22 protein-coding genes are annotated in these 20576 nt (G+C 62.3%); 4 read left to right on the top strand and 18 right to left on the bottom strand.

What is annotated here, in order from left to right; translation table 11 throughout:
- Nucleotides 1-66: 66 nt before the first annotated feature.
- The 6 genes from odhB to sdhC all read right to left on the bottom strand — a co-directional run bounded on the left by odhB (nucleotide 67) and on the right by sdhC (nucleotide 7650).
- Nucleotides 67-1290, bottom strand: coding sequence for a 2-oxoglutarate dehydrogenase complex dihydrolipoyllysine-residue succinyltransferase (gene odhB / locus E8F20_RS07935; RefSeq protein WP_137822489.1), 1224 nt, complete (start codon nucleotides 1288-1290; stop codon nucleotides 67-69).
- A gap of 44 nt (nucleotides 1291-1334) precedes the next feature.
- Complete coding sequence (locus tag E8F20_RS07930; RefSeq protein WP_280283271.1) at nucleotides 1335-4166, bottom strand: 2-oxoglutarate dehydrogenase E1 component; 2832 nt, start codon at nucleotides 4164-4166, stop codon at nucleotides 1335-1337.
- Between the two features lie 243 nt (nucleotides 4167-4409).
- Nucleotides 4410-5126 (bottom strand): succinate dehydrogenase iron-sulfur subunit, encoded by a 717-nt coding sequence (locus E8F20_RS07925; RefSeq protein ID WP_028629433.1) that lies wholly within the window; start codon nucleotides 5124-5126, stop codon nucleotides 4410-4412.
- Nucleotides 5127-5137: 11 nt separating this feature from the next.
- The gene (sdhA, locus tag E8F20_RS07920) at nucleotides 5138-6910 is read right to left on the bottom strand and encodes a succinate dehydrogenase flavoprotein subunit (protein WP_028629434.1); all 1773 of its coding nucleotides are present in this window, start codon (nucleotides 6908-6910) and stop codon (nucleotides 5138-5140) included.
- 3 nt (nucleotides 6911-6913) lie between these two features.
- Entirely contained in the window at nucleotides 6914-7282 is a 369-nt protein-coding gene (sdhD, locus tag E8F20_RS07915) for a succinate dehydrogenase, hydrophobic membrane anchor protein (protein WP_280283270.1), read from the bottom strand.
- Nucleotides 7276-7650, bottom strand: a complete 375-nt coding sequence (gene sdhC / locus E8F20_RS07910) for a succinate dehydrogenase, cytochrome b556 subunit (protein ID WP_280283269.1) — start codon at nucleotides 7648-7650, stop codon at nucleotides 7276-7278. Before sdhC ends, sdhD begins: the two co-directional genes overlap by 7 nt.
- Before the next feature lie 362 nt (nucleotides 7651-8012).
- On the opposite strand from sdhC, the gene gltA reads away from it, so the two are divergent.
- Nucleotides 8013-9299, top strand: coding sequence for a citrate synthase (gene gltA, locus E8F20_RS07905; protein ID WP_280283268.1), 1287 nt, complete (start codon nucleotides 8013-8015; stop codon nucleotides 9297-9299).
- Between the two features lie 66 nt (nucleotides 9300-9365).
- On the opposite strand, the gene E8F20_RS07900 is transcribed toward gltA, so the two are convergent.
- The 3 genes from E8F20_RS07900 to E8F20_RS07890 are packed head-to-tail and all read right to left on the bottom strand — an operon-like array spanning nucleotide 9366 to nucleotide 11169.
- Nucleotides 9366-9968, bottom strand: coding sequence for an START domain-containing protein (locus E8F20_RS07900; protein WP_280283267.1), 603 nt, complete (start codon nucleotides 9966-9968; stop codon nucleotides 9366-9368).
- 46 nt (nucleotides 9969-10014) lie between these two features.
- Nucleotides 10015-10272, bottom strand: coding sequence for a YkgJ family cysteine cluster protein (locus E8F20_RS07895; RefSeq protein ID WP_280283266.1), 258 nt, complete (start codon nucleotides 10270-10272; stop codon nucleotides 10015-10017).
- A gap of 45 nt (nucleotides 10273-10317) precedes the next feature.
- Entirely contained in the window at nucleotides 10318-11169 is an 852-nt protein-coding gene (locus E8F20_RS07890) for a hypothetical protein (protein ID WP_280283265.1), read from the bottom strand.
- Between the two features lie 73 nt (nucleotides 11170-11242).
- Here E8F20_RS07890 and E8F20_RS07885 point away from each other — a divergent pair, with 73 nt between their 5' ends.
- Nucleotides 11243-11584: a DMT family protein gene (locus E8F20_RS07885; protein ID WP_280283264.1), complete on the top strand. Its 342-nt coding sequence runs from the start codon at nucleotides 11243-11245 to the stop codon at nucleotides 11582-11584.
- 125 nt (nucleotides 11585-11709) lie between these two features.
- Here the strand turns inward: E8F20_RS07885 and E8F20_RS07880 are convergent, their stop codons facing one another.
- Nucleotides 11710-12582: an NAD(P)-dependent oxidoreductase gene (locus E8F20_RS07880; RefSeq protein WP_280283263.1), complete on the bottom strand. Its 873-nt coding sequence runs from the start codon at nucleotides 12580-12582 to the stop codon at nucleotides 11710-11712.
- 116 nt (nucleotides 12583-12698) lie between these two features.
- Here E8F20_RS07880 and E8F20_RS07875 point away from each other — a divergent pair, with 116 nt between their 5' ends.
- Nucleotides 12699-13241 (top strand): exonuclease domain-containing protein, encoded by a 543-nt coding sequence (locus E8F20_RS07875; RefSeq protein ID WP_280283262.1) that lies wholly within the window; start codon nucleotides 12699-12701, stop codon nucleotides 13239-13241.
- A 79-nt stretch (nucleotides 13242-13320) separates the two neighbouring features.
- A complete protein-coding gene (locus tag E8F20_RS07870; RefSeq protein WP_280283261.1) occupies nucleotides 13321-13602 on the top strand; it encodes a pyrimidine/purine nucleoside phosphorylase in 282 nt (93 codons plus the stop codon).
- A 58-nt stretch (nucleotides 13603-13660) separates the two neighbouring features.
- On the opposite strand, the gene murB is transcribed toward E8F20_RS07870, so the two are convergent.
- The 8 genes from murB to E8F20_RS07830 form a co-directional block, all read right to left on the bottom strand.
- Complete coding sequence (gene murB, locus E8F20_RS07865; protein ID WP_280283260.1) at nucleotides 13661-14680, bottom strand: UDP-N-acetylmuramate dehydrogenase; 1020 nt, start codon at nucleotides 14678-14680, stop codon at nucleotides 13661-13663.
- Nucleotides 14677-15141, bottom strand: coding sequence for a low molecular weight protein-tyrosine-phosphatase (locus E8F20_RS07860; protein ID WP_280283259.1), 465 nt, complete (start codon nucleotides 15139-15141; stop codon nucleotides 14677-14679). The genes murB and E8F20_RS07860 overlap by 4 nt, the downstream gene beginning before the upstream one ends.
- Entirely contained in the window at nucleotides 15141-15905 is a 765-nt protein-coding gene (gene kdsB / locus E8F20_RS07855; RefSeq protein WP_280283258.1) for a 3-deoxy-manno-octulosonate cytidylyltransferase, read from the bottom strand. The genes E8F20_RS07860 and kdsB overlap by 1 nt, the downstream gene beginning before the upstream one ends.
- Nucleotides 15902-16087: a Trm112 family protein gene (locus E8F20_RS07850; protein ID WP_280283257.1), complete on the bottom strand. Its 186-nt coding sequence runs from the start codon at nucleotides 16085-16087 to the stop codon at nucleotides 15902-15904. Before E8F20_RS07850 ends, kdsB begins: the two co-directional genes overlap by 4 nt.
- A gap of 39 nt (nucleotides 16088-16126) precedes the next feature.
- Nucleotides 16127-17131 carry a tetraacyldisaccharide 4'-kinase gene (gene lpxK, locus E8F20_RS07845; RefSeq protein WP_280283256.1) on the bottom strand — a complete coding sequence of 335 codons (1005 nt, stop codon included), beginning with the start codon at nucleotides 17129-17131 and terminating at the stop codon, nucleotides 16127-16129.
- A complete protein-coding gene (locus E8F20_RS07840) occupies nucleotides 17131-17577 on the bottom strand; it encodes a biopolymer transporter ExbD (protein ID WP_280283255.1) in 447 nt (148 codons plus the stop codon). The genes lpxK and E8F20_RS07840 overlap by 1 nt, the downstream gene beginning before the upstream one ends.
- Entirely contained in the window at nucleotides 17574-18209 is a 636-nt protein-coding gene (locus E8F20_RS07835) for a MotA/TolQ/ExbB proton channel family protein (protein WP_028629450.1), read from the bottom strand. Before E8F20_RS07835 ends, E8F20_RS07840 begins: the two co-directional genes overlap by 4 nt.
- Nucleotides 18210-18281: 72 nt before the next feature.
- Nucleotides 18282-20507, bottom strand: coding sequence for a DNA internalization-related competence protein ComEC/Rec2 (locus tag E8F20_RS07830; protein WP_280283254.1), 2226 nt, complete (start codon nucleotides 20505-20507; stop codon nucleotides 18282-18284).
- Nucleotides 20508-20576: the final 69 nt, after the last annotated feature.

Genomic DNA, 20576 nt, shown 5'->3' with positions numbered 1-20576 from the left:
TCATTCCTTCTCATATGAAACCGGACGGCCCCTGTAAGGGGGGCCGCCGTAAAGAGAGACTGCCGATCAGATGTCCAGCAGCAGACGAGCCGGGTCTTCCAGCAGGTTTTTGATGGTCACCAGGAAGCTTACAGCTTCCTTGCCATCGATCAGGCGGTGGTCGTAGGACAGAGCCAGGTACATCATCGGGCGGATAACAACCTGACCGTTGATGGCCATCGGGCGCTGGATGATGTTGTGCATGCCAAGGATGGCGGCCTGCGGCGGGTTGACGATCGGGGTCGACATCATCGAGCCGAAGGTGCCGCCGTTGGTGATGGTGAAGGTGCCACCGGTCATCTCGTCGATGGACAGCTTGCCCTCACGGGCCTTCTTGCCGAAGGTCGCGATGCCGTTCTCGACTTCGGCCAGGCTCATCAGCTCAGCGTTGCGCAGGACAGGAACTACCAGGCCACGGTCGCTGGAAACAGCTACGCCGATGTCCTGGTAGCCGTGGTAGACGATATCGTTGCCGTCGATGGAAGCGTTGACCGCCGGGAAGCGCTTCAGCGCCTCGACGGAAGCCTTGACGAAGAAGGACATGAAGCCCAGGCGCACGCCGTTGTGGGTCTTCTCGAACAGGTCCTTGTACTTCGAACGCAGCGCCATGACTTCGGTCATGTCGACTTCGTTGAAGGTGGTCAGCATGGCCATGGTGGACTGGGCTTCAACCAGACGCTCGGCAACCTTGGCACGCAGACGAGTCATCGGTACGCGCTTCTCGACGCGGTCGCCAGCGGCAAAGACCGGAGCCTCGGCAGCCGGTGCGGCGGGCTTGGCAGCCGGAGCAGCGGCCGGAGCGGATTTCTTGGCTTCAACGGCGGCGACCACGTCTTCCTTGGTCACACGACCGCCTTTGCCAGTACCGGCAATGCTGTTCGGGTCGATGCCGTTCTCTTCAGCCAGCTTGCGGGCGGCCGGAGAGAGGATGGCGTCGTCGGCAGCAGCGGCTGCCGGAGCAGCAGCCTGGGCAACCGGAGCAGCGGCAGCAGCGGCCGGGGCGGCAGCGGCGGCGCCTGCGTTCAGCTTGCCGAGCAGTTCGCCGCTGAGGACGGTGTCACCCTCGTTCTTGACGATTTCAGCCAGGACGCCGTCGGTTTCCGCGAGGACTTCCATGACCACTTTGTCGGTTTCGATGTCGACAATCAGTTCGTCACGCTTGACCGCATCGCCCGGCTTCTTGTGCCAGGTAGCCACAGTGCCGTCGGCAACCGATTCCGGGAATGTGGGGGCTTTGATCTCGATAGCCATTCTGTAGGGTTCCTATCTAATTCGGTTTCTTCTGCGCGAAGGCGTTAAACAGTAAATGCATCTTGCAGCAGTTTTTCCTGCTGCTCGGCGTGCATGGAGGCATAGCCGCAAGCCGGGGCTGCCGAACCTTCACGACCGGCGTACTCGAGGAACAGGCCCTTCTTGTGAGCCGCCGCGACACGACGCATGTGGTGCTGGCTGCAGTACCAGGCGCCCTGGTTCATCGGCTCTTCCTGGCACCAGACGATGTGCTTGAGGTTCTTGTACGAAGCCAGTACCTCGGCCAGATCGTCCTCGGGGAACGGATACAGCTGCTCGATACGCACGATGGCAATATCTTCGCGGCCTTCGGCACGACGCTTCTCCAGCAGGTCGTAGTAGACCTTGCCGCTGCACAGGACCAAGCGATCAACCTTCTTCGGATCGATCTGGTCGATCTCGCCGATGACGGTCTGGAAGGAGCCTTCGGCCAGATCTTCCAGGGTCGAGATGGCCAACTTGTGGCGCAGCAGCGACTTCGGCGTCAGGGCCACCAGCGGCTTGCGCAGCGGACGGATCACCTGGCGACGCAGCATGTGGTAGACCTGAGCCGGGGTGGTCGGCACGCAAACCTGGATGTTGTGCTCGGCGCACAGCTGCAGGTAGCGCTCCAGACGCGCGGAGGAGTGCTCCGGACCCTGGCCTTCGTAGCCGTGCGGCAGCAGCATGGTCAGGCCGCAGAGACGACCCCACTTGTGCTCGCCACTGGTGATGAACTGGTCGATTACCACCTGGGCACCGTTGGCGAAGTCACCGAACTGGGCTTCCCAGATCACCAGGGCGTTCGGCATGGTGGTCGAGTAACCGTACTCGAACGCCAGTACGGCTTCTTCCGAGAGGTAAGAGTCGTACAGTTCGAACTTGGGTTGCCCGTCGAACAGATGTTGCAGCGGCAGGTGGGTACTGGCGTCCTTCTGGCTGTGCAGCGCCGCGTGGCGGTGCGAGAAGGTGCCACGACCAACGTCCTGGCCGGTGATGCGCACCGGATGGCCTTCGAACAACAGAGTGGCGTAGGCCATGGTCTCGGCGTAGCCCCAGTTGATCGGCATTGCACCCGCGCCCATCTTCTGGCGGTCTTCAAGGATCTTGGCAACCTGGCGCTGGACCACGAAGCCCTCGGGGACCTCCAGTACCTTGGCAGAGAGTTCCTGCAGGGTCTTGAGCTCGAAGCGGGTGTCGTGGCGAGCAGTCCAGGCATGGCCCAGGTAAGGGCGCCAGTCAACGAAGAGCTCCTTGTTGGGCTCCTTGACCAGGCTCTTGACCACGTGCTGGCCGTTGTCCAGAGCGGTGCGGTACTCGTCGACCTTCGCCTGGATGGCGGCGGTGTCGAGCACGCCGGAGGTGCTCAGGGCATCGGCATACAGCTCGCGAGTGGTGCGCTGCTTGGTGATCTGCTGGTACATCAGCGGCTGGGTGCCGTTCGGCTCATCAGCCTCGTTGTGACCGCGACGGCGGTAGCAGACCAGGTCGATGACCACGTCACGCTTGAACTGCATGCGGTAATCGACAGCCAGCTGGGTAACGAACAGCACCGCTTCCGGATCGTCGCCGTTCACGTGCAGGATCGGCGCCTGGATCATCTTGGCGACGTCGGTGCAGTATTCGGTGGAACGCGAGTCTTCCGGACGGCTAGTGGTGAAGCCAACCTGGTTGTTGATCACGAGGTGGATGGTGCCGCCCGTCTTGTAGCCACGGGTCTGCGACATCTGGAACGTCTCCATGACCACGCCCTGGCCAGCGAAGGCCGCGTCGCCATGGATGGAGATCGGCAGTACCTTGTCACCGGCTTTGTCCTGACGACGATCCTGACGGGCACGCACGGAACCCTCGACCACCGGGGAAACGATTTCCAGGTGGGACGGGTTGAACGCCAGCGCCAGGTGAACTTCGCCACCCGGAGTCATGACGTTGGAGGAGAAGCCCTGGTGATACTTCACGTCACCAGAAGACAGGCCCTCGGTCTTCTTGCCTTCGAACTCGTCGAACAGGTCGCGCGGATTCTTGCCGAAGGTGTTGACCAGAACGTTCAGACGGCCGCGGTGGGCCATGCCGATGACGATTTCCTTCAAGCCATAGGAGCCCGAGCGCTGGATGATCTCGTCCAGCAGCGGGATCAGGCTCTCGCCGCCCTCTAGGCCGAAACGCTTGGTGCCCGGGTACTTGGTGCCCAGGTATTTCTCCAGGCCTTCGGCAGCGGTCAGGCGCTCAAGCAGATGGCTCTGGACTTCCGGCGAGAATGCCGGACGACCGCGCACGCTTTCCAGACGCTGCTGGAACCACTTGCGCTGCTCGGAATCGACGATGTGGGTGAACTCTGCGCCAATGGTGCGGCAATACGTCTCGTTGAGGGTCTGCTGAATCTCACGCAGAGTAGCCTCTTCTTTGCCGATGTAGAGCTCACCCGTGCGGAAGGTGGTATCGAGATCGGCATCGGTCAGCCCGTAATGACGGATCGACAGGTCAGCCGGAACCGGACGCTGCCACAGACCAAGCGGATCGAGCTTGGAGGCCTGATGGCCGCGCATGCGGAAAGCCTGGATCAAGCGCAGGACTTCAACCTGCTTCTTTTCGTGTTCACTGCTTACGGCACCAGCGGAAACCGGCTGAGCGCGGCGCTGGTTCTTGGCGAGCAGAACGAAATGATCGCGGATAGTGGAGTGCGAAACGTCGGTGGCAAGATTGCCGTCGGTCGGCAGCTTCTGGAAGTAGGTGCGCCACTCTTCGGGCACAGCGTTGGGATCGTGCAGGTAGAGCTCATAGAGCTCTTCCACATATGCAGCGTTACCACCGGATAGGTGGGCGCTGTTCCACATGCGCTGCATTTCGCTTTCTTGCATGCTTTGTCACCCTCGATAAGGGGACGCCATCGGCATGGACACCGCTAGGGCTTAGAAGTCCTGGCACAGCGACTTCGGTAAGCCACCAAGGATCCCGCTGATAGTCCGGGCACCAGCCCGGTTGCCCCTGCTGGTCATCTATATTTTTTCAAATAAGGAACACGGCTTTGTGAGCTGCGCTCCTGGTTTTACTGCGACACCAGCCAGGCCGGTGCCGCAGGTGTTACGGGTACCGCAATCGAATCAGGTACCGCTCTGCAGCAGCATGTTGCGTACGTGACCGATTGCCTTGGTCGGGTTCAGACCCTTCGGACAAACGTTCACGCAGTTCATGATGCCGCGGCAGCGGAACACACTGAACGGGTCATCCAGCGCAGCCAGACGCTCTTCGGTCTTGTTGTCACGGCTGTCGGCCAGGAAACGGTAGGCCTGGAGCAGTGCAGCGGGGCCGAGGAACTTGTCCGGGTTCCACCAGAAGGACGGGCAAGAGGTCGAGCAGCAAGCGCACAGGATGCACTCGTACAGACCGTCGAGCTTCTCGCGCTCTTCCGGAGACTGCAGGCGTTCGATGGCCGGAGCCGGCGTATCGTTCTGCAGGAAGGGCTTCACCTTCTCGTACTGCTTGTAGAAGATGCTCATATCAACGACGAGGTCACGAATGACCGGCAAACCGGGCAGCGGGCGAATCACCAGCTTGCCGCCCTTCAGGCCGGCGGCGGACAGCGGAGTGATGCACGCCAGGCCGTTCTTGCCGTTGATGTTCATGCCGTCGGAACCGCAGACGCCTTCACGGCAGGAGCGACGGTAGGAGAAACCCTCGTCCTGTTCCTTGATCAGCGCCAGTACGTCGAGGACCATCACGTCCTTGCCGTCGGTATCGATCTGGAAATCCTGCATGGTCGGAGCGCTGTCGCGCTCCGGGTTGTAGCGATAGACGCTGACAGTGAGAGTGTTGGACATGTCGGCCACCCTTAATAAGTACGTACTTTGGGTTCGAACGCCGGAACGGTCTTCGGCGCGAAGTTGACGGCGCGCTTGGTAACGCGCTTATCACCCGGGAAGTACAGGGTGTGGCACAGCCAGTTCTCGTCGTCGCGGTCTTCGAAGTCTTCGCGGGCATGGGCGCCACGGGACTCCTTGCGGACTTCCGCGGCGATCGCGGTAGCCTCGGCGACTTCCAGCAGGTTCTGCAGCTCGAGCGCTTCGATGCGCGCGGTGTTGAAGGCCTGGCTCTTGTCGTTGATCTTGACGTTGGCGATGCGCTCACGCAGATCGGCCAGCTGGGCAATGCCCTTCTGCATGTATTCGCCGGTACGGAACACACCGAAGTAGTTCTGCATGCACTGCTGCAGCTCGCGCTTCAGCGGGGCAACTTCTTCGCCGCTGGTGCGCTCGTTGACGCCGGACAGACGCTTGAGCGACTGCTCGATGTCGGTCTCGCTGGCGCCGCGCGCCTCGATACCTTCCTTGAGCGCCTTCTCCAGGTGCAGACCGGCGGCACGGCCGAACACAACCAGGTCGAGCAGCGAGTTGCCGCCCAGGCGGTTGGCGCCGTGTACCGATACGCAAGCCACTTCGCCCACCGCGAACAGGCCTTCGACGATGGTGTCGTTGCCGTTGGCGTCCTGGGTGATGGCCTGGCCATGGATGTTGGTGGCAACGCCGCCCATCATGTAGTGGCAGGTCGGAATAACCGGGATCGGCGCGACGACCGGGTCGACGTGCGCGAAGGTCTTGGACAGCTCGCAGATGCCGGGCAGGCGGCTGTGCAGAACTTCCTCGCCCAGGTGGTCGAGCTTCAGCAGTACGTGGTCCTTGTTCGGGCCCACGCCATTGCCAGCGATTACTTCTTTCACCATGGAGCGGGCGACCACGTCGCGACCGGCCAGGTCCTTGGCGTTCGGAGCATAGCGCTCCATGAAGCGTTCGCCATGAGCGTTGATCAGGTAGCCCCCCTCACCACGGCAACCTTCGGTCACCAGCACGCCGGCGCCGGCGATACCGGTCGGGTGGAACTGCCACATTTCGATGTCTTGAACCGGCACACCTGCACGCAGGGCCATGCCCACGCCGTCGCCAGTGTTGATCAGGGCGTTGGTGGTGGAGGCGTAGATACGGCCAGCACCGCCGGTGGCCAGAACCACGGCCTTGGAGCGGATGTAGACGGTTTCACCGGTCTCGATGCAGATCGCGATGATGCCAACCACGGCGCCGTCCTGGTTCTTCACCAGATCTACGGCATACCACTCATTAAGGAACGAGGTGCCGCTCTTCAGGTTGGCCTGATACAGGGTGTGCAGCAGGGCGTGACCGGTACGGTCGGCCGCAGCGCAGGTACGAGCAGCCTGGCCGCCCTTGCCGAAGTCCTTGGACTGGCCACCGAACGGACGCTGGTAGATGCGACCCTGCTCGGTACGGGAGAACGGCAGGCCCATGTGTTCCAGCTCGAACACGGCTTCCGGACCAACGGAGCACATATATTCGATTGCGTCCTGGTCACCGATGTAGTCGGAACCCTTGACCGTGTCGTACATGTGCCAGCGCCAATCGTCATTCGGGTCAGCCGAAGCGATTGCGCAGGTGATGCCACCCTGGGCCGAAACGGTGTGAGAGCGAGTCGGGAACACCTTGGTCACAACGGCGGTCTTGTGGCCGCCCTGAGCCAGTTGCAGCGCAGCACGCATGCCAGCGCCGCCGCCACCTACGATGATGGCGTCGAAAGAAAGAGTACGAATGCTAGCCATGGATCACACACCCCAGAGAATCTGCACGCCCCAGACGAAGAACGCGAACATTGCAATGCCGCATACCGCCTGGAACAGGAAACGCACGACAGTCGCCGCCTTGCCCAACGCCATCGGCGTCAGGTAGTCGGTGGAGATGGTCCACATGCCAACCCAGGCGTGAACGCTCAGGGCGACCAGGGCAAGCAAGCTGAAGATGCGCATCGCGGTGTGGGAGAACAGACCGTGCCATTCGGCGTAGGTCAGACCCGGACTGAACAGCAGGTAGCCCAGCAGGAAAAGGAAATAAGCCGCGAGAACGACCGCAGAAACGCGCTGGGCCATCCAGTCATAAAGACCCGAACGCGAAAAGTTCGTAACGTTGGTTACCATATCCACACTCCCAGCAGCACGATCAGCACCGCAGAAACTACGATGACGATTTTCGAGCCCAGCTTGCCGCCCTCGAGCGTCTCGCCGACGCCCGCATCCATTACCAGATGGCGCACACCGGCAACCAAGTGGTAAAGCAGTGCGGACAGGAGACCCCAAACCACCAGCTTGGCCAGCGGACTGGTCAGGCACGCCTTGACCTGCTCGAAGCCTTCCTCGGAGCTCAGCGACTTGTCGAGTGCGAACAGCAGCACGGCAATGCCGAAGAAGAGGATGACGCCAGAGATACGATGCAGGATGGACGTGTAAGCAGTGACGGGGAGTTTGATGGTCCTGAGATCTAGGTTTACAGGTCGTTGGCTATTCACGGCTTTTTTTTCACACTGAGGCCCCTAACTAACAGGGCAAGTTGTCGGGAAGTGCACTGATCAGGTACCCCTCACCAAAGGGAGTGCCGACCTCCAGAATATGGGCTTAAGGCCCCTGGCGATCGGGCGCTGAGTATAGACAGTTAGCTGACTAATGACAATGCGAACGCCTGCCCCTAAAAGCGGATTGCACTGCCTATATAAAAGGCGTAAATAGCCCCACTTTTTTCGCCGAAAAACCCACGCAAACCCCACTGCCACATGGGTTTCTTCAAATTGACATTCGAATTTATACCTCTATAGTGTCCCGGGCCCTGCGTGGGGGGCTGTCTGATGATTTCAAGCATAACTAGGAGGCCGCTATGGCTGACAAAAAAGCGCAGTTGATCATCGAGGGCGCAGCCCCCGTAGAGCTGCCCGTTCTGTCCGGAACCATGGGACCCGATGTAGTCGATGTGCGGGGCCTGACCTCCACGGGCTGCTTCACCTTTGATCCTGGCTTTATGTCGACCGCCTCTTGTGAGTCGAAGATCACCTACATCGACGGCGACAAGGGCGTATTGCTGCACCGTGGCTATCCCATCGAGCAGTTGGCAGAGAAATCCGACTACCTGGAAACCTGCTACCTGCTGCTGAACGGCGAGCTGCCGAACGCTGAAGAGAAGGCCAAGTTCGTTGGCACCATCAAGAACCACACCATGGTTCACGAGCAGTTGAAGAGCTTCTTCAACGGCTTCCGCCGCGACGCCCATCCGATGGCGATCATGTGCGGCGTGGTCGGTGCCCTCTCCGCCTTCTACCACGACTCCCTGGACATCAATAACCCGCAGCACCGCGAAGTCTCGGCGATGCGCCTGATCGCCAAGATGCCGACCATCGCGGCGATGGCCTACAAGTACTCCATGGGCCAGCCCATGATGTACCCGCGTAACGACCTGAACTACGCGGAAAACTTCCTGCACATGATGTTCAACACCCCGGCCGAGATCAAACCGATCAGCCCGGTACTGGCCAAGGCCATGGATCGCATTTTCGTCCTGCACGCGGACCACGAGCAGAACGCATCCACCTCCACCGTACGCCTGGCCGGTTCGTCCGGCGCCAACCCCTTCGCTTGCATCGCTGCAGGCATCGCCGCCCTCTGGGGCCCGGCACATGGTGGCGCCAACGAAGCCGTACTGAGCATGCTGGACGAGATCGGCGACGTTTCGAACATTGACAAGTTCATCGCCAAAGCGAAGGACAAGAACGATCCGTTCAAGCTGATGGGCTTTGGCCACCGCGTGTACAAGAACTTCGACCCGCGCGCCAAGGTCATGAAGCAGACCTGCGACGAAGTCCTGGCCGAGCTAGGCATCGACGACCCGCAGCTGGAACTGGCCATGAAGCTCGACGAGATTGCGCGTAACGATCCTTACTTCAAGGAGCGCAACCTCTACCCGAACGTGGACTTCTACTCGGGCATCATCCTGAAGGCCATCGGCATTCCGACCAGCATGTTCACCGTGATCTTCGCCCTGGCACGCACTGTCGGCTGGATCTCGCACTGGAAGGAAATGCTCTCCGGCCCGTACAAGATCGGCCGTCCGCGCCAGCTCTACACCGGCTACGAAAAGCGTGACTTCGTCTCGCTGGACGGCCGCAAGTAAGGCTGACTGCACCATGAAAAAGGCTGCCGATCGGCAGCCTTTTTTATTTCAACTTTGTCTAGCCCTTCAGCGCTTTTCCGCCCGCTGGCGCATCGCCTTCAAGGTATTGAAGGGCGCATCGACCACAAAGCTATTCGCAAGCCAGGATGGCACGCTACCGCCCGGCTCGGTGTGCGCCTGATAGATCACTTCCACCTCCCCCGCCCCCTTCGGCACCAGCTTCCAGAAACCGACCACCTGAGTCACCCGCACATAGCCGTCAGCCTCCGGAAGGTACTTCGGCCCCCCTTCAAGAATGCGCGTCACGCCTCCATCCGCCGCCAACTCGGAAGTCACGTGGATCACTGAATCCCGCGGCGTGACCGGCCAGGGCGTATTGAAACGGGTGTACGTCCAGCTTTGGGCCCCTTCGTTCTTGAGCAACTTCTGATCCTTGCACTCATGGATCCAGGCGCAGGAGCCGGTGACATCCTCCTGCAGGGCACGCAGGGTGGCAATATCAGTTTTCATGGTGGTGACACCGCGATAGGCCTTGTACTTGGAACCCGGCACCTCACTCAAGAACACTTTGATGCCGTCTTCGTCCTTGGCCAGCTTCCAGTCCTCGGCATGGGCAATGGATGCTGCCAGCAAACCGAGGGCGCAGAGCGCCACAATCCTGATTCTCATGATCTCTCCTTGCTGGAACGGTACCGACCGAAAGCCGACTGGAAGATTAGGCCGCCGAGGTCGCCTGCTCCCACCAACCAAGGAGGCGGATGGCATCCTCCCGGCTATCACCGCAGACCTCGGGATCAGCATCGAAGTCGCCACACACTGCTGGACGGCGCGGGTCACCGAATAGTTGGCAGAGGTTCTCAGCGGACAAGTGCAGGCAGCGTTCGCCCGCAGGCTTGCCAGAAGGCATACCGGGCAACGGGGAACTGATGGACGGCGCAATGCAGCAGGCACCGCAGCCGGGGCGGCAGAGCATGATGAAGAACCTCGAACGATAGGATTGGCAGCACGAAGGCGCATTTTACTTGGCCGGTGGCCGTGTTGACACGACCCCGACGACCGATGCCTGATGCTCACGCAGCTCCTCCGGACTATCGCCCTTGTAGATACGCGCCACGAGCCACCCTTCATGCACTTCCAGCCCCACGCGTTGCGGGTCGCGTAGATCGAACAACTGATAGGCCGCAGACTGGCTGTGGAAAGCCCGCAAGCGCGAAGTGGCGTAGAACGCCTGGGTTGCGATCGAGCCTCCCTCCTCTACCGGCGAGCTCCCGGCAGCTGGTACAACCAGACGCCTACCGGACATGTCGTACGCCCCGGAAGTATCGCCGAAGCCGAACACCTGCTCGCCCGCTTCCCGACGCCAGCTCAGGAAAAGCCGATTCAAATCTGGACTTTCAAGGGTCACTTCCAGCACGAGGCCACGCTCACCATCATCCACCAGGGCCACCACGTAGCGACTCAAACTGCCATCGACGCAGCGCAGCTGCCCCTTCAGCATCAGCTTGCTCCCCAGGCGCTCGAACGCTTCAAGGCTCTGTTCGCGACAGATCAATCCACGCCGGCCGTGCAGTTCCTTCCCCAGCTCGAGCGAATCAGGCTCAGACTGCCCCCTGCCCGCCGCCAGGAAGCCACCATCGGCAGCCCAGAGCACCTTCTCCGGCCGGGTTCGCGGATAAACCACGAACCCCTGACCACGCCAGGACAGACGATAGCGCCCGAAATCGAAATCCCGCGCCACCGCGAATGCAGGTGGCAGGTGCAACTCCGCAATCACCGGCTGCTTGCGCGCGACATCAATGCTTCGCAGCGTCGCGATCACAACCCCGAGCAACACCAGCACCGCGAATCCCAATCCACGCCAGAAGGCCATGGTTCTCCCCTTTCCTTGAGAATCAGCACCCATTAGGCTTGCGCGTCCCCCCCCTAACACAGAGCCTCAGATCATGCCGGTATGGATGCAGACCGCAGCCCTGCTCACCTTGTCCAACGTCTTCATGACCTTTGCCTGGTATGGCCACCTGAAGACCCTGAACACCAAACCCTGGGTAATTGCGGCGCTCATCAGCTGGGGCATCGCTTTGTTCGAGTACCTGATCATGGTGCCAGCCAACCGGATCGGCTACACCGAGCTCTCGGTTGGCCAGCTGAAGATCATGCAGGAAGTGATCACCCTGGCGATCTTCGTGCCGTTCAGCGTGCTCTACATGCAACAGCCCTTGAAGCTGGACTACCTCTGGGCGGGGTTATGCCTGCTAGGCGCGGTCTACTTCATTTTCCGCAGCTAGACGGCCCTATGGTCGACCAGGCGTTGTTGGAAGTCGGCTCGAAATGCTCATTGACGGTCGCCAACCCCGCTTTCTCCTCGCCTTCCGCCTAGTCTGGTCTTCGCTCAGGACGCCGACATCACCCGCTACGCGGGCTTTTTCAGCCGCGCGATCAGGCTGGACGTATCCCAACGCCCACCACCCATGGCCTGGACCTCTGCGTAGAACTGGTCCACCAGCGCAGTCACCGGCAGTTGCGCGCCGTTACGCGCCGCCTCGTCGAGGACGATGGACAGGTCCTTGCGCATCCAGTCCACGGCAAAGCCGAAATCGAAATTGCCCTCCAGCATCGTCTGGTGACGATGTTCCAGCTGCCAGGATTGGGCGGCCCCCTTGCTGATCACCTCCATGGCACCATGCGCGTTCAGGCCGGCGCACTGGGCAAAGTGAAGCGCCTCGGCCAGTCCTTGCAGCAAGCCGCCAACACAGATCTGGTTGACCATCTTGGTCAGCTGGCCGCTACCTGCCGGCCCCATATGTCGAATCATCTTGGCGTAGCTGTCGATTACCGGCACGGCGCGGTCGTAGAAAACCCGTTCCCCACCAACCATCACAGACAGCATGCCCGCTTCGGCGCCCGCCTGGCCGCCAGAAACCGGTGCATCGAGGAAACCCAGCTCGCGCTCGGCAGCCAGCGTGGCCATTTCCCGCGCCACATCCGCCGACGCCGTGGTGTGGTCCACCAGGATCGAGCCGGGGGCCATCCCAGCGAAGGCGCCGTTCTCCCCCAGCAGAACCGCACGCAGATCAGCGTCATTTCCGACGCAGACCATCACGAACTCCGCCCCCTCGGCCGCTTCGCGCGGCGTGGCAAAGGCATCGCCGCCGAACTCGTCGCACCACAGTGAGATTCTGCCCGGCGTGCGGTTGTAAACCCGTACCGAGTGCCCTTCGCAAGCCAGGTGCCCAGCCATATTGAAGCCCATGACCCCCAGACCGATGAACGCTACTTCAGCCATTGTTATTCTCCTTCGTCGACCTGCGGAAAAGCCTAACACGCAGTTTGCCGCCCCGCGAAAGCACCACCATACTCGCTCCAGGTCGGCCCAGCCGCCCCTTTGCCAAGGAGAACCCCATGCCGCATTGGCTGGTCATCGATCTGGAAGCCACCACCGAAGAAGGTGGGTGGCCACTGGAAGAAATGGAAATCATCGAGATAGGCGCCACCCTGGTTCGTGCGGACGGTCATGAGGTGGACCATTTCCAGCGCTTTGTCCGCCCCGCACGCCGCCCCTGCCTGACCGGCTTCTGCCGCCAGCTCACGCATATCAGCCAGGCCGACGTGGACAGTGCGGCAAATCTGCCCCAGGTATGGCAGACCTTCGAGCGCTGGCTCGGCCACCACAGCCCGCGCCTGGCGGGCTGGGCAAGCTGGGGTGACTACGACCGCCGCCAACTGGAGCAGGAGTGGCATCTGCACGGGCTGCATAGCCTCCTGGCCGCCCTACCCCACCTGAACCTCAAACAGCGGTTCGCGGATGCGCGTCAGCTAAAGCGTGCGGTGGGCCTGCACACGGCCTTGCAACTGGCTGGCCTGCACTTCCAGGGCCAGCAACACCGAGCCCTTGAAGACGCCCGCAACACCGCACGCTTGCTACCCCTTGTACTTCCCGCCTGAAGCTTGCCGGACCTAGTGACGGAAAAACCGGCCTTGGGCATACTGTCGAGCCCTTTCAGACCCCATCCAGGAGCCCAGCATGTTCAAGGTCAACGAATACTTCGACGGCACCGTCAAATCCATTGCGTTCGGCATGGCCGAAGGTCCGGCCACCATCGGCGTGATGGCTGCTGGCGAGTACGAATTCGGCACCAGCCAGCTGGAAGTGATGCACGTCATCGCCGGCGCCCTGACGGTGAAGCTGCCGGGCAGCGACGCCTGGGAAACCTTCGCCTCCGGAAGCAAGTTCACCGTTCCGGCCAACAGCAAGTTCCAGCTGAAAGTCGCCCAGGACACCGCTTACCTGTGTGAATACCGCTAAGCCTCAGCACAAAAGAAACCGGCCATCAGGCCGGTTTTTTTGTTTAGGGCAGCGCCATTCAGATCAGGTTCGGCTCCATTTCCAGCTCCACGCCAAAGCGCTTGGCAATGTCCGCACGAATGCGCTGGGCCAGGTCATGCAGTTGGCTCCCCGTTGCTGAGCCGTAGTTGACCAGCACCAGCGCTTGCAGGCGATGCACGCCGGCATCACCGTCGCGGAACCCCTTCCAGCCGGCACGCTCGATCAGCCAACCAGCGGCCAGCTTGACCTGCCCGTTTGCCTGGGGATAAGCGACCAGATCGGGGTGTTCGCCACGCAGGTGCTGCGCGAGCTCAGCGCTAATCAGCGGATTCTTGAAAAAGCTTCCAGCATTGCCCAGCTCGGCAGGGTCTGGCAGTTTTTCGCTGCGAATGGCGCAGATGGCGCGACTGACATCCTTGGGCGTTGGTGCGTCGATGCCTTCGGCCTGCAGGCGCTGGCGCACCGGGCCGTAATCCAGATGCAATTGCGGCGCGCGACTGAGGTTGAAGCGCACCCGCAAGATCAGCCAGCGGCCGGTTTCGCGCTTGAACAGGCTGTCGCGGTAGGCGAACTGGCAGTCCTCCAGCGCAAACTCGCGCAGTTCGCCGGTTTCTCGGTCCAGCGCGACCAGCCCTGCAAACACGTCCTTCAGCTCAACACCATAGGCGCCAATGTTCTGCATGGGCGCAGCCCCCACGGTACCGGGAATCAGGCTGAGGTTTTCCAGGCCACCCAGGCCCTGCTCCAGCGTCCAGAGCACCAGAGGATGCCAAGGCTCTCCGGCTTCGGCCTCCAGCAGCACATTCATTCCGTCATCCGCCAGAACACGCACTCCTCGGCTGGCCATGCGCAAGACGAAGGCCTCTACATCGCGAGTCAGCAACAGGTTGCTACCGCCACCGATCACCAGCAGCGGAAGGTCGCGCTCGGCCGCCAGGGCGATAGCTTCACGCACCTCAGCGTCGTCATGCGCCTCGGCGAACAACCGCGCCTTAACGTCTACGCCGAAGGTGTTGTACGGCTTTAGGGACAGATATTCGTGCAGGACCAGGCTCACAGGCGCCCCTTGATTTCCAGGATCAGTGCATCGCAGGCCTGCTCCACCAGGTCGAGGACCTGCTCGAAGCCTGCTTCGCCGCCGTAGTAAGGATCCGGCACCTCGTCCAGCGCAAGCTGATAGCGGCGCAGGAACAGATCAAGTTCAGCGGCGGCGTTGCCGGGACGCAAACGATGCAGGTTGGCCAGGTTACTCTCGTCCATCGCCAGGATCAGGTCGAATTGACCGAAGTCGTCCACGTCCACCTGGCGCGCGCGCAGCTGGGACAGATCGTAACCACGACGCTGAGCAGCCACGCGCGTGCGAGCGTCTGGCGCCTTGCCCACGTGCCAGTCACCGGTGCCTGCCGAGTCCACCTGCACCTGCCCGGCGAGCCCGGCCTCAAGCAACTTGTGGCGCAGCACGCCCTCAGCGGTGGGCGAGCGACAGATATTGCCCAGGCAAACGAAGAGCACTCGCATCAGGCCCCCAGCAAGCGCCGGACGCGCTCGAGGTCTTCCGGGGTATCGACACCAGTGGGCGGCGCCTCAAATGCATCAGCCACATGGATACGCACGCCGTGCCAGAGCGCACGCAGCTGCTCCAGGCATTCGGTGTTCTCCAGCCAGCACGGTCCCCAGGCGACGAAGTCGTGAAGGAGGCCAACGCGGTACGCGTAGATTCCAATATGCCTGCGATACGGTACGCCTTCCGGTAGTTGGTCACGGTCGGAAGCGAAGGCATCGCGGGCCCAGGGTAGTGGCGCACGGCTGAAGGTCAGAGCCAGACCGTTGAGGTCGGCAGCCACTTTCACCACATTGGGATTGAACAGCGCCTGCACGTCCTGGATCGGCTCGGCCAGGGTCGCGATGCCAGCTTCCGGGTGCGCGGCCAGGTTAGCCGCCACCTGGTCGATGATGGCCGGCGGAATCAACGGTTCGTCACCCTGCACGTTAACCACGATGGCGTCGTTGGCCAGGCCCAACTGGCTGGCCACTTCGGCCAGGCGATCGGTGCCCGAGTTGTGATCTTCACGGGTCAGCAGCACCTCGGCGCCAACGGCCCGGCAAACGTCGACGATGCGCGCATCATCAGTGGCCACTACCACGCGCTGGGCCGCGCTGCGCTTTGCCTGCTCCCAGACGTGCTGGATCATCGGTTTGCCAGCGATATCCTGCAGCGGCTTGCCGGGCAGGCGGGTCGAGGCGTAGCGAGCGGGAATGACGACGGTGAAAGCCTGGGTCATTTGTCCAGACGCTCATCGACATTGAGGGGACGGGCCTCGCCTTCCAGCATTACCGGGATGCCGTCGCGCACAGGAAAAGCCAGGGCGTCGGCCTTGCAGATGAGCTCGCTCTTGTCATCGGCCAGCTTCAGCGGCCCCTTGCACAGGGGGCAGGCGAGGATATCGAGAAGTTTCGGGTCCATGAGTGAATCCTTGAGACGGTAGCCCAAGGGCTACCTGGGTTAGAAGCGGGTCGGCAGCAGGCGGGCCAGTTGCTCGTCGAGCCAGGTGACGAAGGCCGGCGACGGTGTGGCATCGACCGCCAGGTACCACCAGTCGGCGGCAGCGAAGGTCCGGCACTTCACCGCATCCTTCTCGGTCATCAGCACGGGCAGCGGCGGCGTAAAATCCAGGGCTTCCGGGCTATAGACAGCGTGATCGGCGAAGGGGTGCGGAATCGGGCGCCAGTTTAGCGCCTCCAGAGTCGTGAAGAAACGCTGCGGGTTGCCGATGCCCGCCACCGCATGCACGGCTTGGCCGGACGGAAAATGCTCCAGCCCCACACGCTCGCCGCTCCGCAAGTTGACCAGCACGCCGGGTTGCAGCTTGAAGGAGAAGCCTTCGGCGGAATCGGCCTCGGCGCCGTTGCGCAGCACCGCATCCACAGAGTCCAGGCGCTCGGGCGGCTCACGCAAGGGTCCAGCCGGCAGGCAGCGACGATTGCCAAGACCACGGGCGGCGTCGATCAGCACCAGCTCCAGGTCGCGCCCGAGGCGGTAGTGCTGCAAGCCATCGTCGCTGAGGATCAGGTCCAGCTCTTCCTGCTCCAGCAGGGCCCGCACTGCACGGGAACGGTCAGGGTCGATCATCAGCGGCACGCCACTGCGCTGGACAATAAGCAGCGGCTCGTCGCCGGCCAGTTCGGCGCCTTGTTCAGCACGCACTCGCCAGGGCAGCTGCGGCGGTTTCGCCCCGTAACCACGACTGACCACGCCAACGCGCAGTCCGCGCGCCCGGCAGTGTTCGATCAGCCAGAGAATCATCGGGGTCTTGCCGGTGCCACCAACGGTAATGTTGCCGACCACGATCAGCGGTACGGGCGGGCGATAGCTATCGCCCTGCCCCGCCAGGAATGACGCGCGCTTACGCTCGGCCACCCGACGGTAGAGCCACTCCAGCGGACCTAGCAGGCCGAGGGCCGGGTGGCCCCGGTACCAGGCGTCCAGCAAACGATCGGAGAAGGCCATCAGGGCTTCTTGGCCGCTTCGGCCTCGACGGTGGTCATGCGCAGGTGACTGAAGCCCAGCTTGCCGGCGGCGTCCATGGCGGTAATCACCGCCTGGTGAGTGGTGCGAGCGTCAGCGGTGATCACCAGCGGCAGGCTGTTGTCGCCTTCCGACTCACGTCCCAGCGCAGAGATCAGGGTCTCCAGGTCGCTCTTCACCAGGTTCTGGCCATTGAGCGAATACTGGCCATCGGCGCCAATGGAAAGCTCCAGCGTCTTGAGCTGCGTCTCTTCGGGCGGCGTGCCGCTCACCGCTTCGGGCAGCTCGATCTTCAGCTGGTTGGGCTTGCTGAAGGTGGTGGTCACCACGAAGAACAGCAACAGCACGAAGATCACGTCGATCAACGAAGTAAGGTTGAGGAACACCTCTTCGCGGGCGACATTGCCCGCCCTGCGGCGGAACTTCACGCTTTTGCTTCCTCTGCGAAGTCGACTTCGCGATCACCCTGGACCACTTCCACCAGCTTGATCGCTTCCTGCTCCATCGCGACCACCAGTTCGTCGACACGACGCAATAGATAGCGATGGAAGAACACGGCCGGGATGGCAACGATCAGGCCCGCCGCAGTGGTCACCAGGGCCTTGGCGATGCCGCCCGCCAGGACCGGGGCATTGGCCATGCCGTTTTCCATGAAGCCGCCGAAGATTTCGATCATGCCGAAGACCGTACCCAACAGCCCCAGCAACGGCGCCATGGCGGCGATGGTGCCCAGCGCATTGAGGTAGCGCTCCAGTTCATGGATGACCCGGCTGGCGGCTTCCTCGATGCACTCCTTCATGATTTCCCGGCCATGCTTGGAGTTCGCCAGGCCCGCCGCCAACACTTCACCCAGGGGCGAAGACGCGCGCAGCTCCTTGAGCTTCTGGCTGTTCAGTTGCTTGTCCTTGATCTGGCGCCAGACCTGCCCCAGCAAATGCGGAGGCGAAACCCGGCTTAGACGCAGGGTCCACAGGCGTTCAGCGACAATAGCAGTGGCGGCGATGGAACACAGAATGATCGGCAGCATCATCCAGCCGCCGGCTTTGACCAACTCCCACACGGTAGGAAATCCCCTTCGGAAAAGTGGCGCCACTCTAGCATAGGGTCGGACCTGCGCCGACCGTCGCTGTTCTCATTTTTCCCTCCAGAACACGGACTTTTCTCGCCCGCTTTCGGGCTCGCGATTCGCCCCCAGATGCAGCAGCAAGTGGCCCTGCTCCGCAGTGTCATGGATTTCGGCCGGCAGCGCGCGAATACGCGAAACGACCAGTGGATGCGGGTGACCGTAGGAATTCAGGTGGCCGCGGGAGATCAGCACCTTCTCAGGTGCCACGACTCGCAGGAAGGCATTGCTGGAAGACGTCCGGCTGCCGTGGTGACCGGCTATCAGCCAGCGCGCGGCCAGCGGTTGGCCGCTCGCAACCCAGGCCGCCTCGCCACGGGTGCCCAGATCGCCGCTGAGTAGAATGCGCTCACCAGCGGCCTCGATCGCCAGCACGCATGAGTCGTCGTTACTGTCCCCTGTCAGCGGCGCCTGCCAGACCAGGAAGTCCACCCCATCCCAGGTCCAGGCATCCCCCGCCGAACAGCGTTCGGCCCCCAGCTCAGGAGGCAGACGCTCCAATTCGCCAGCCAGCACCCGCTCCACGGCCACCCCCCGCTGCACCGCCAGGGCACCCCCGGCGTGGTCGGAGTCGGCATGGCTGATCAGCATCAGGTCAAGCCTGGAAACCCCCAGGCCGAGCAAGGTCGGCACCACCACCCGCTCGCCGATGTCGAAGTCACCCCGGCGTGGTCCGGCATCGTAGAGCAGCGCATGCTCGCGGGTGCGTACCAACACCGAAAGACCCTGCCCCACATCCAGCACCCGCACCTCGGCCTGACCGTGCGCGAGGGGCTCATTCGACGGAAACAGCATCGGCATCAGCAACGCCAGGCCAAGTGCCCGTAGCGGCACTCCTGCCGGAGCGATCAGAAGCAGGACGCCTGATGCCCCCAGGAGCCAGGCCCAAAGCGGGACCTGCTCGGGGATCCAGGCGGGTAGCTGCGCCGCCATCCAAGCCAGCATCTGAAACAGAAGGTCCAGGGCGCCTCCAGCCAACCAGAGCAGCGCGTCTCCCACAACAGGAATGCCCAGCAGCATGGTACCCAACAGCGCCAGCGGTAATACCACCAGACTGATCCAGGGCACCGCCACCAGGTTGGCCAATGGACCACTGAGACTGATGGGCAAAGCCAGGGCCAGCAGCAGCGGCGCAAGCCCCAAGCCCATCACCCACTGGGCACGCCACCAGGTGTGCCACCAGGACCACGCGCCGAGACGGCCGGCAAAGGCCAGGATCAGCAAGACCACTGCACCGAAGGACAACCAGAAACCCGGCTGCAGGATCACCAGTGGTTCCACTGACAACACGACGCAAAGAGCAACCAGCAGCGGCGTGAGGAAGCCCAGGTGGCGAAAACGCAAACGCCAGAGCAGGACGACGGCGAGCATCACGCAGGCCCGCTGCACCGGCACGTCGAAGCCGGCCATCACACCGTAACCAAGGCCTCCGGCGAAAGCCATGAAGCAGGCCCAGGGCAGCCAGGGCAGGTGCCGGGGCCAGAGTCCGAATCGCGCAAGCGCCGCGACCACGCCATAGAGCACGCCGGCAAAGAGGGTTATGTGCTGGCCTGAAATCACCATCAGGTGAGTGGTTCCAGTGTCCTGCAGCAGTCGCCAATCCCGATCCTGCAAGCCGGAACCATCGCCCAGAACCAGGGCGGCAAGTCCTCCGGCCCGCCCGTTGGCATCCACTTCCAGCAAGCGTTGACGCAGTGCATCACGCCAGGCAACGAGGCCGTCGGCCGGCTGGACACGTTCGCCTGTCTTTACCGCGCCGGTCGCACCGATACGGCGCGCCAACAACCAGGCTTCGTAATCGAAAGTCGCCGGGTTCACCAAACCCCGCGGCCGCTTGAGACGGACCGCCAGGCGCCAGCGCTCACCTGCGAGCACACGCGGCCCATCGTGCCACGACACGCGCATGCGGCCAGGCAGCTGTGCCCGCGAGGACTGAAGATCGGACAGCTCGAAGCGCACCACTCCGTCGGCAGTACTTGGCAAACCGACTACCCGCCCTTCCAGCCAGCGCACCTGGCCATCCAGGCGGGCGTCCAATCGGTCATCCAGCGCCCACTGGGCACTCAGACACGCCCAGCCAAGGCCGAGGAGAAAAAGGCCTGGGCGCCAGGCGCGTGACATCAGCAACCCGAAACCGAGAAGCAGTTGAAAATAAAGCCACCAGACAGGTGGCAGACTGGGTATCCAACGCAGTAGAAGAAGGCCGACGGCAAGCGTCGCCAGACCCGACACCATGGGTATCAAACTCCCTTTCCCTGGGATGAAAAGCGCGGCAACATCCTGTGCCACCCTGCACGGGTCGAT

It is taken from the genome of Pseudomonas sp. BN415 (assembly GCF_029871195.1).
Taxonomy (GTDB): domain Bacteria; phylum Pseudomonadota; class Gammaproteobacteria; order Pseudomonadales; family Pseudomonadaceae; genus Metapseudomonas; species Metapseudomonas resinovorans.
Note: the sequence above shows the minus strand (reverse complement) of the source record. Positions and strands in the feature narration are given on the sequence as shown.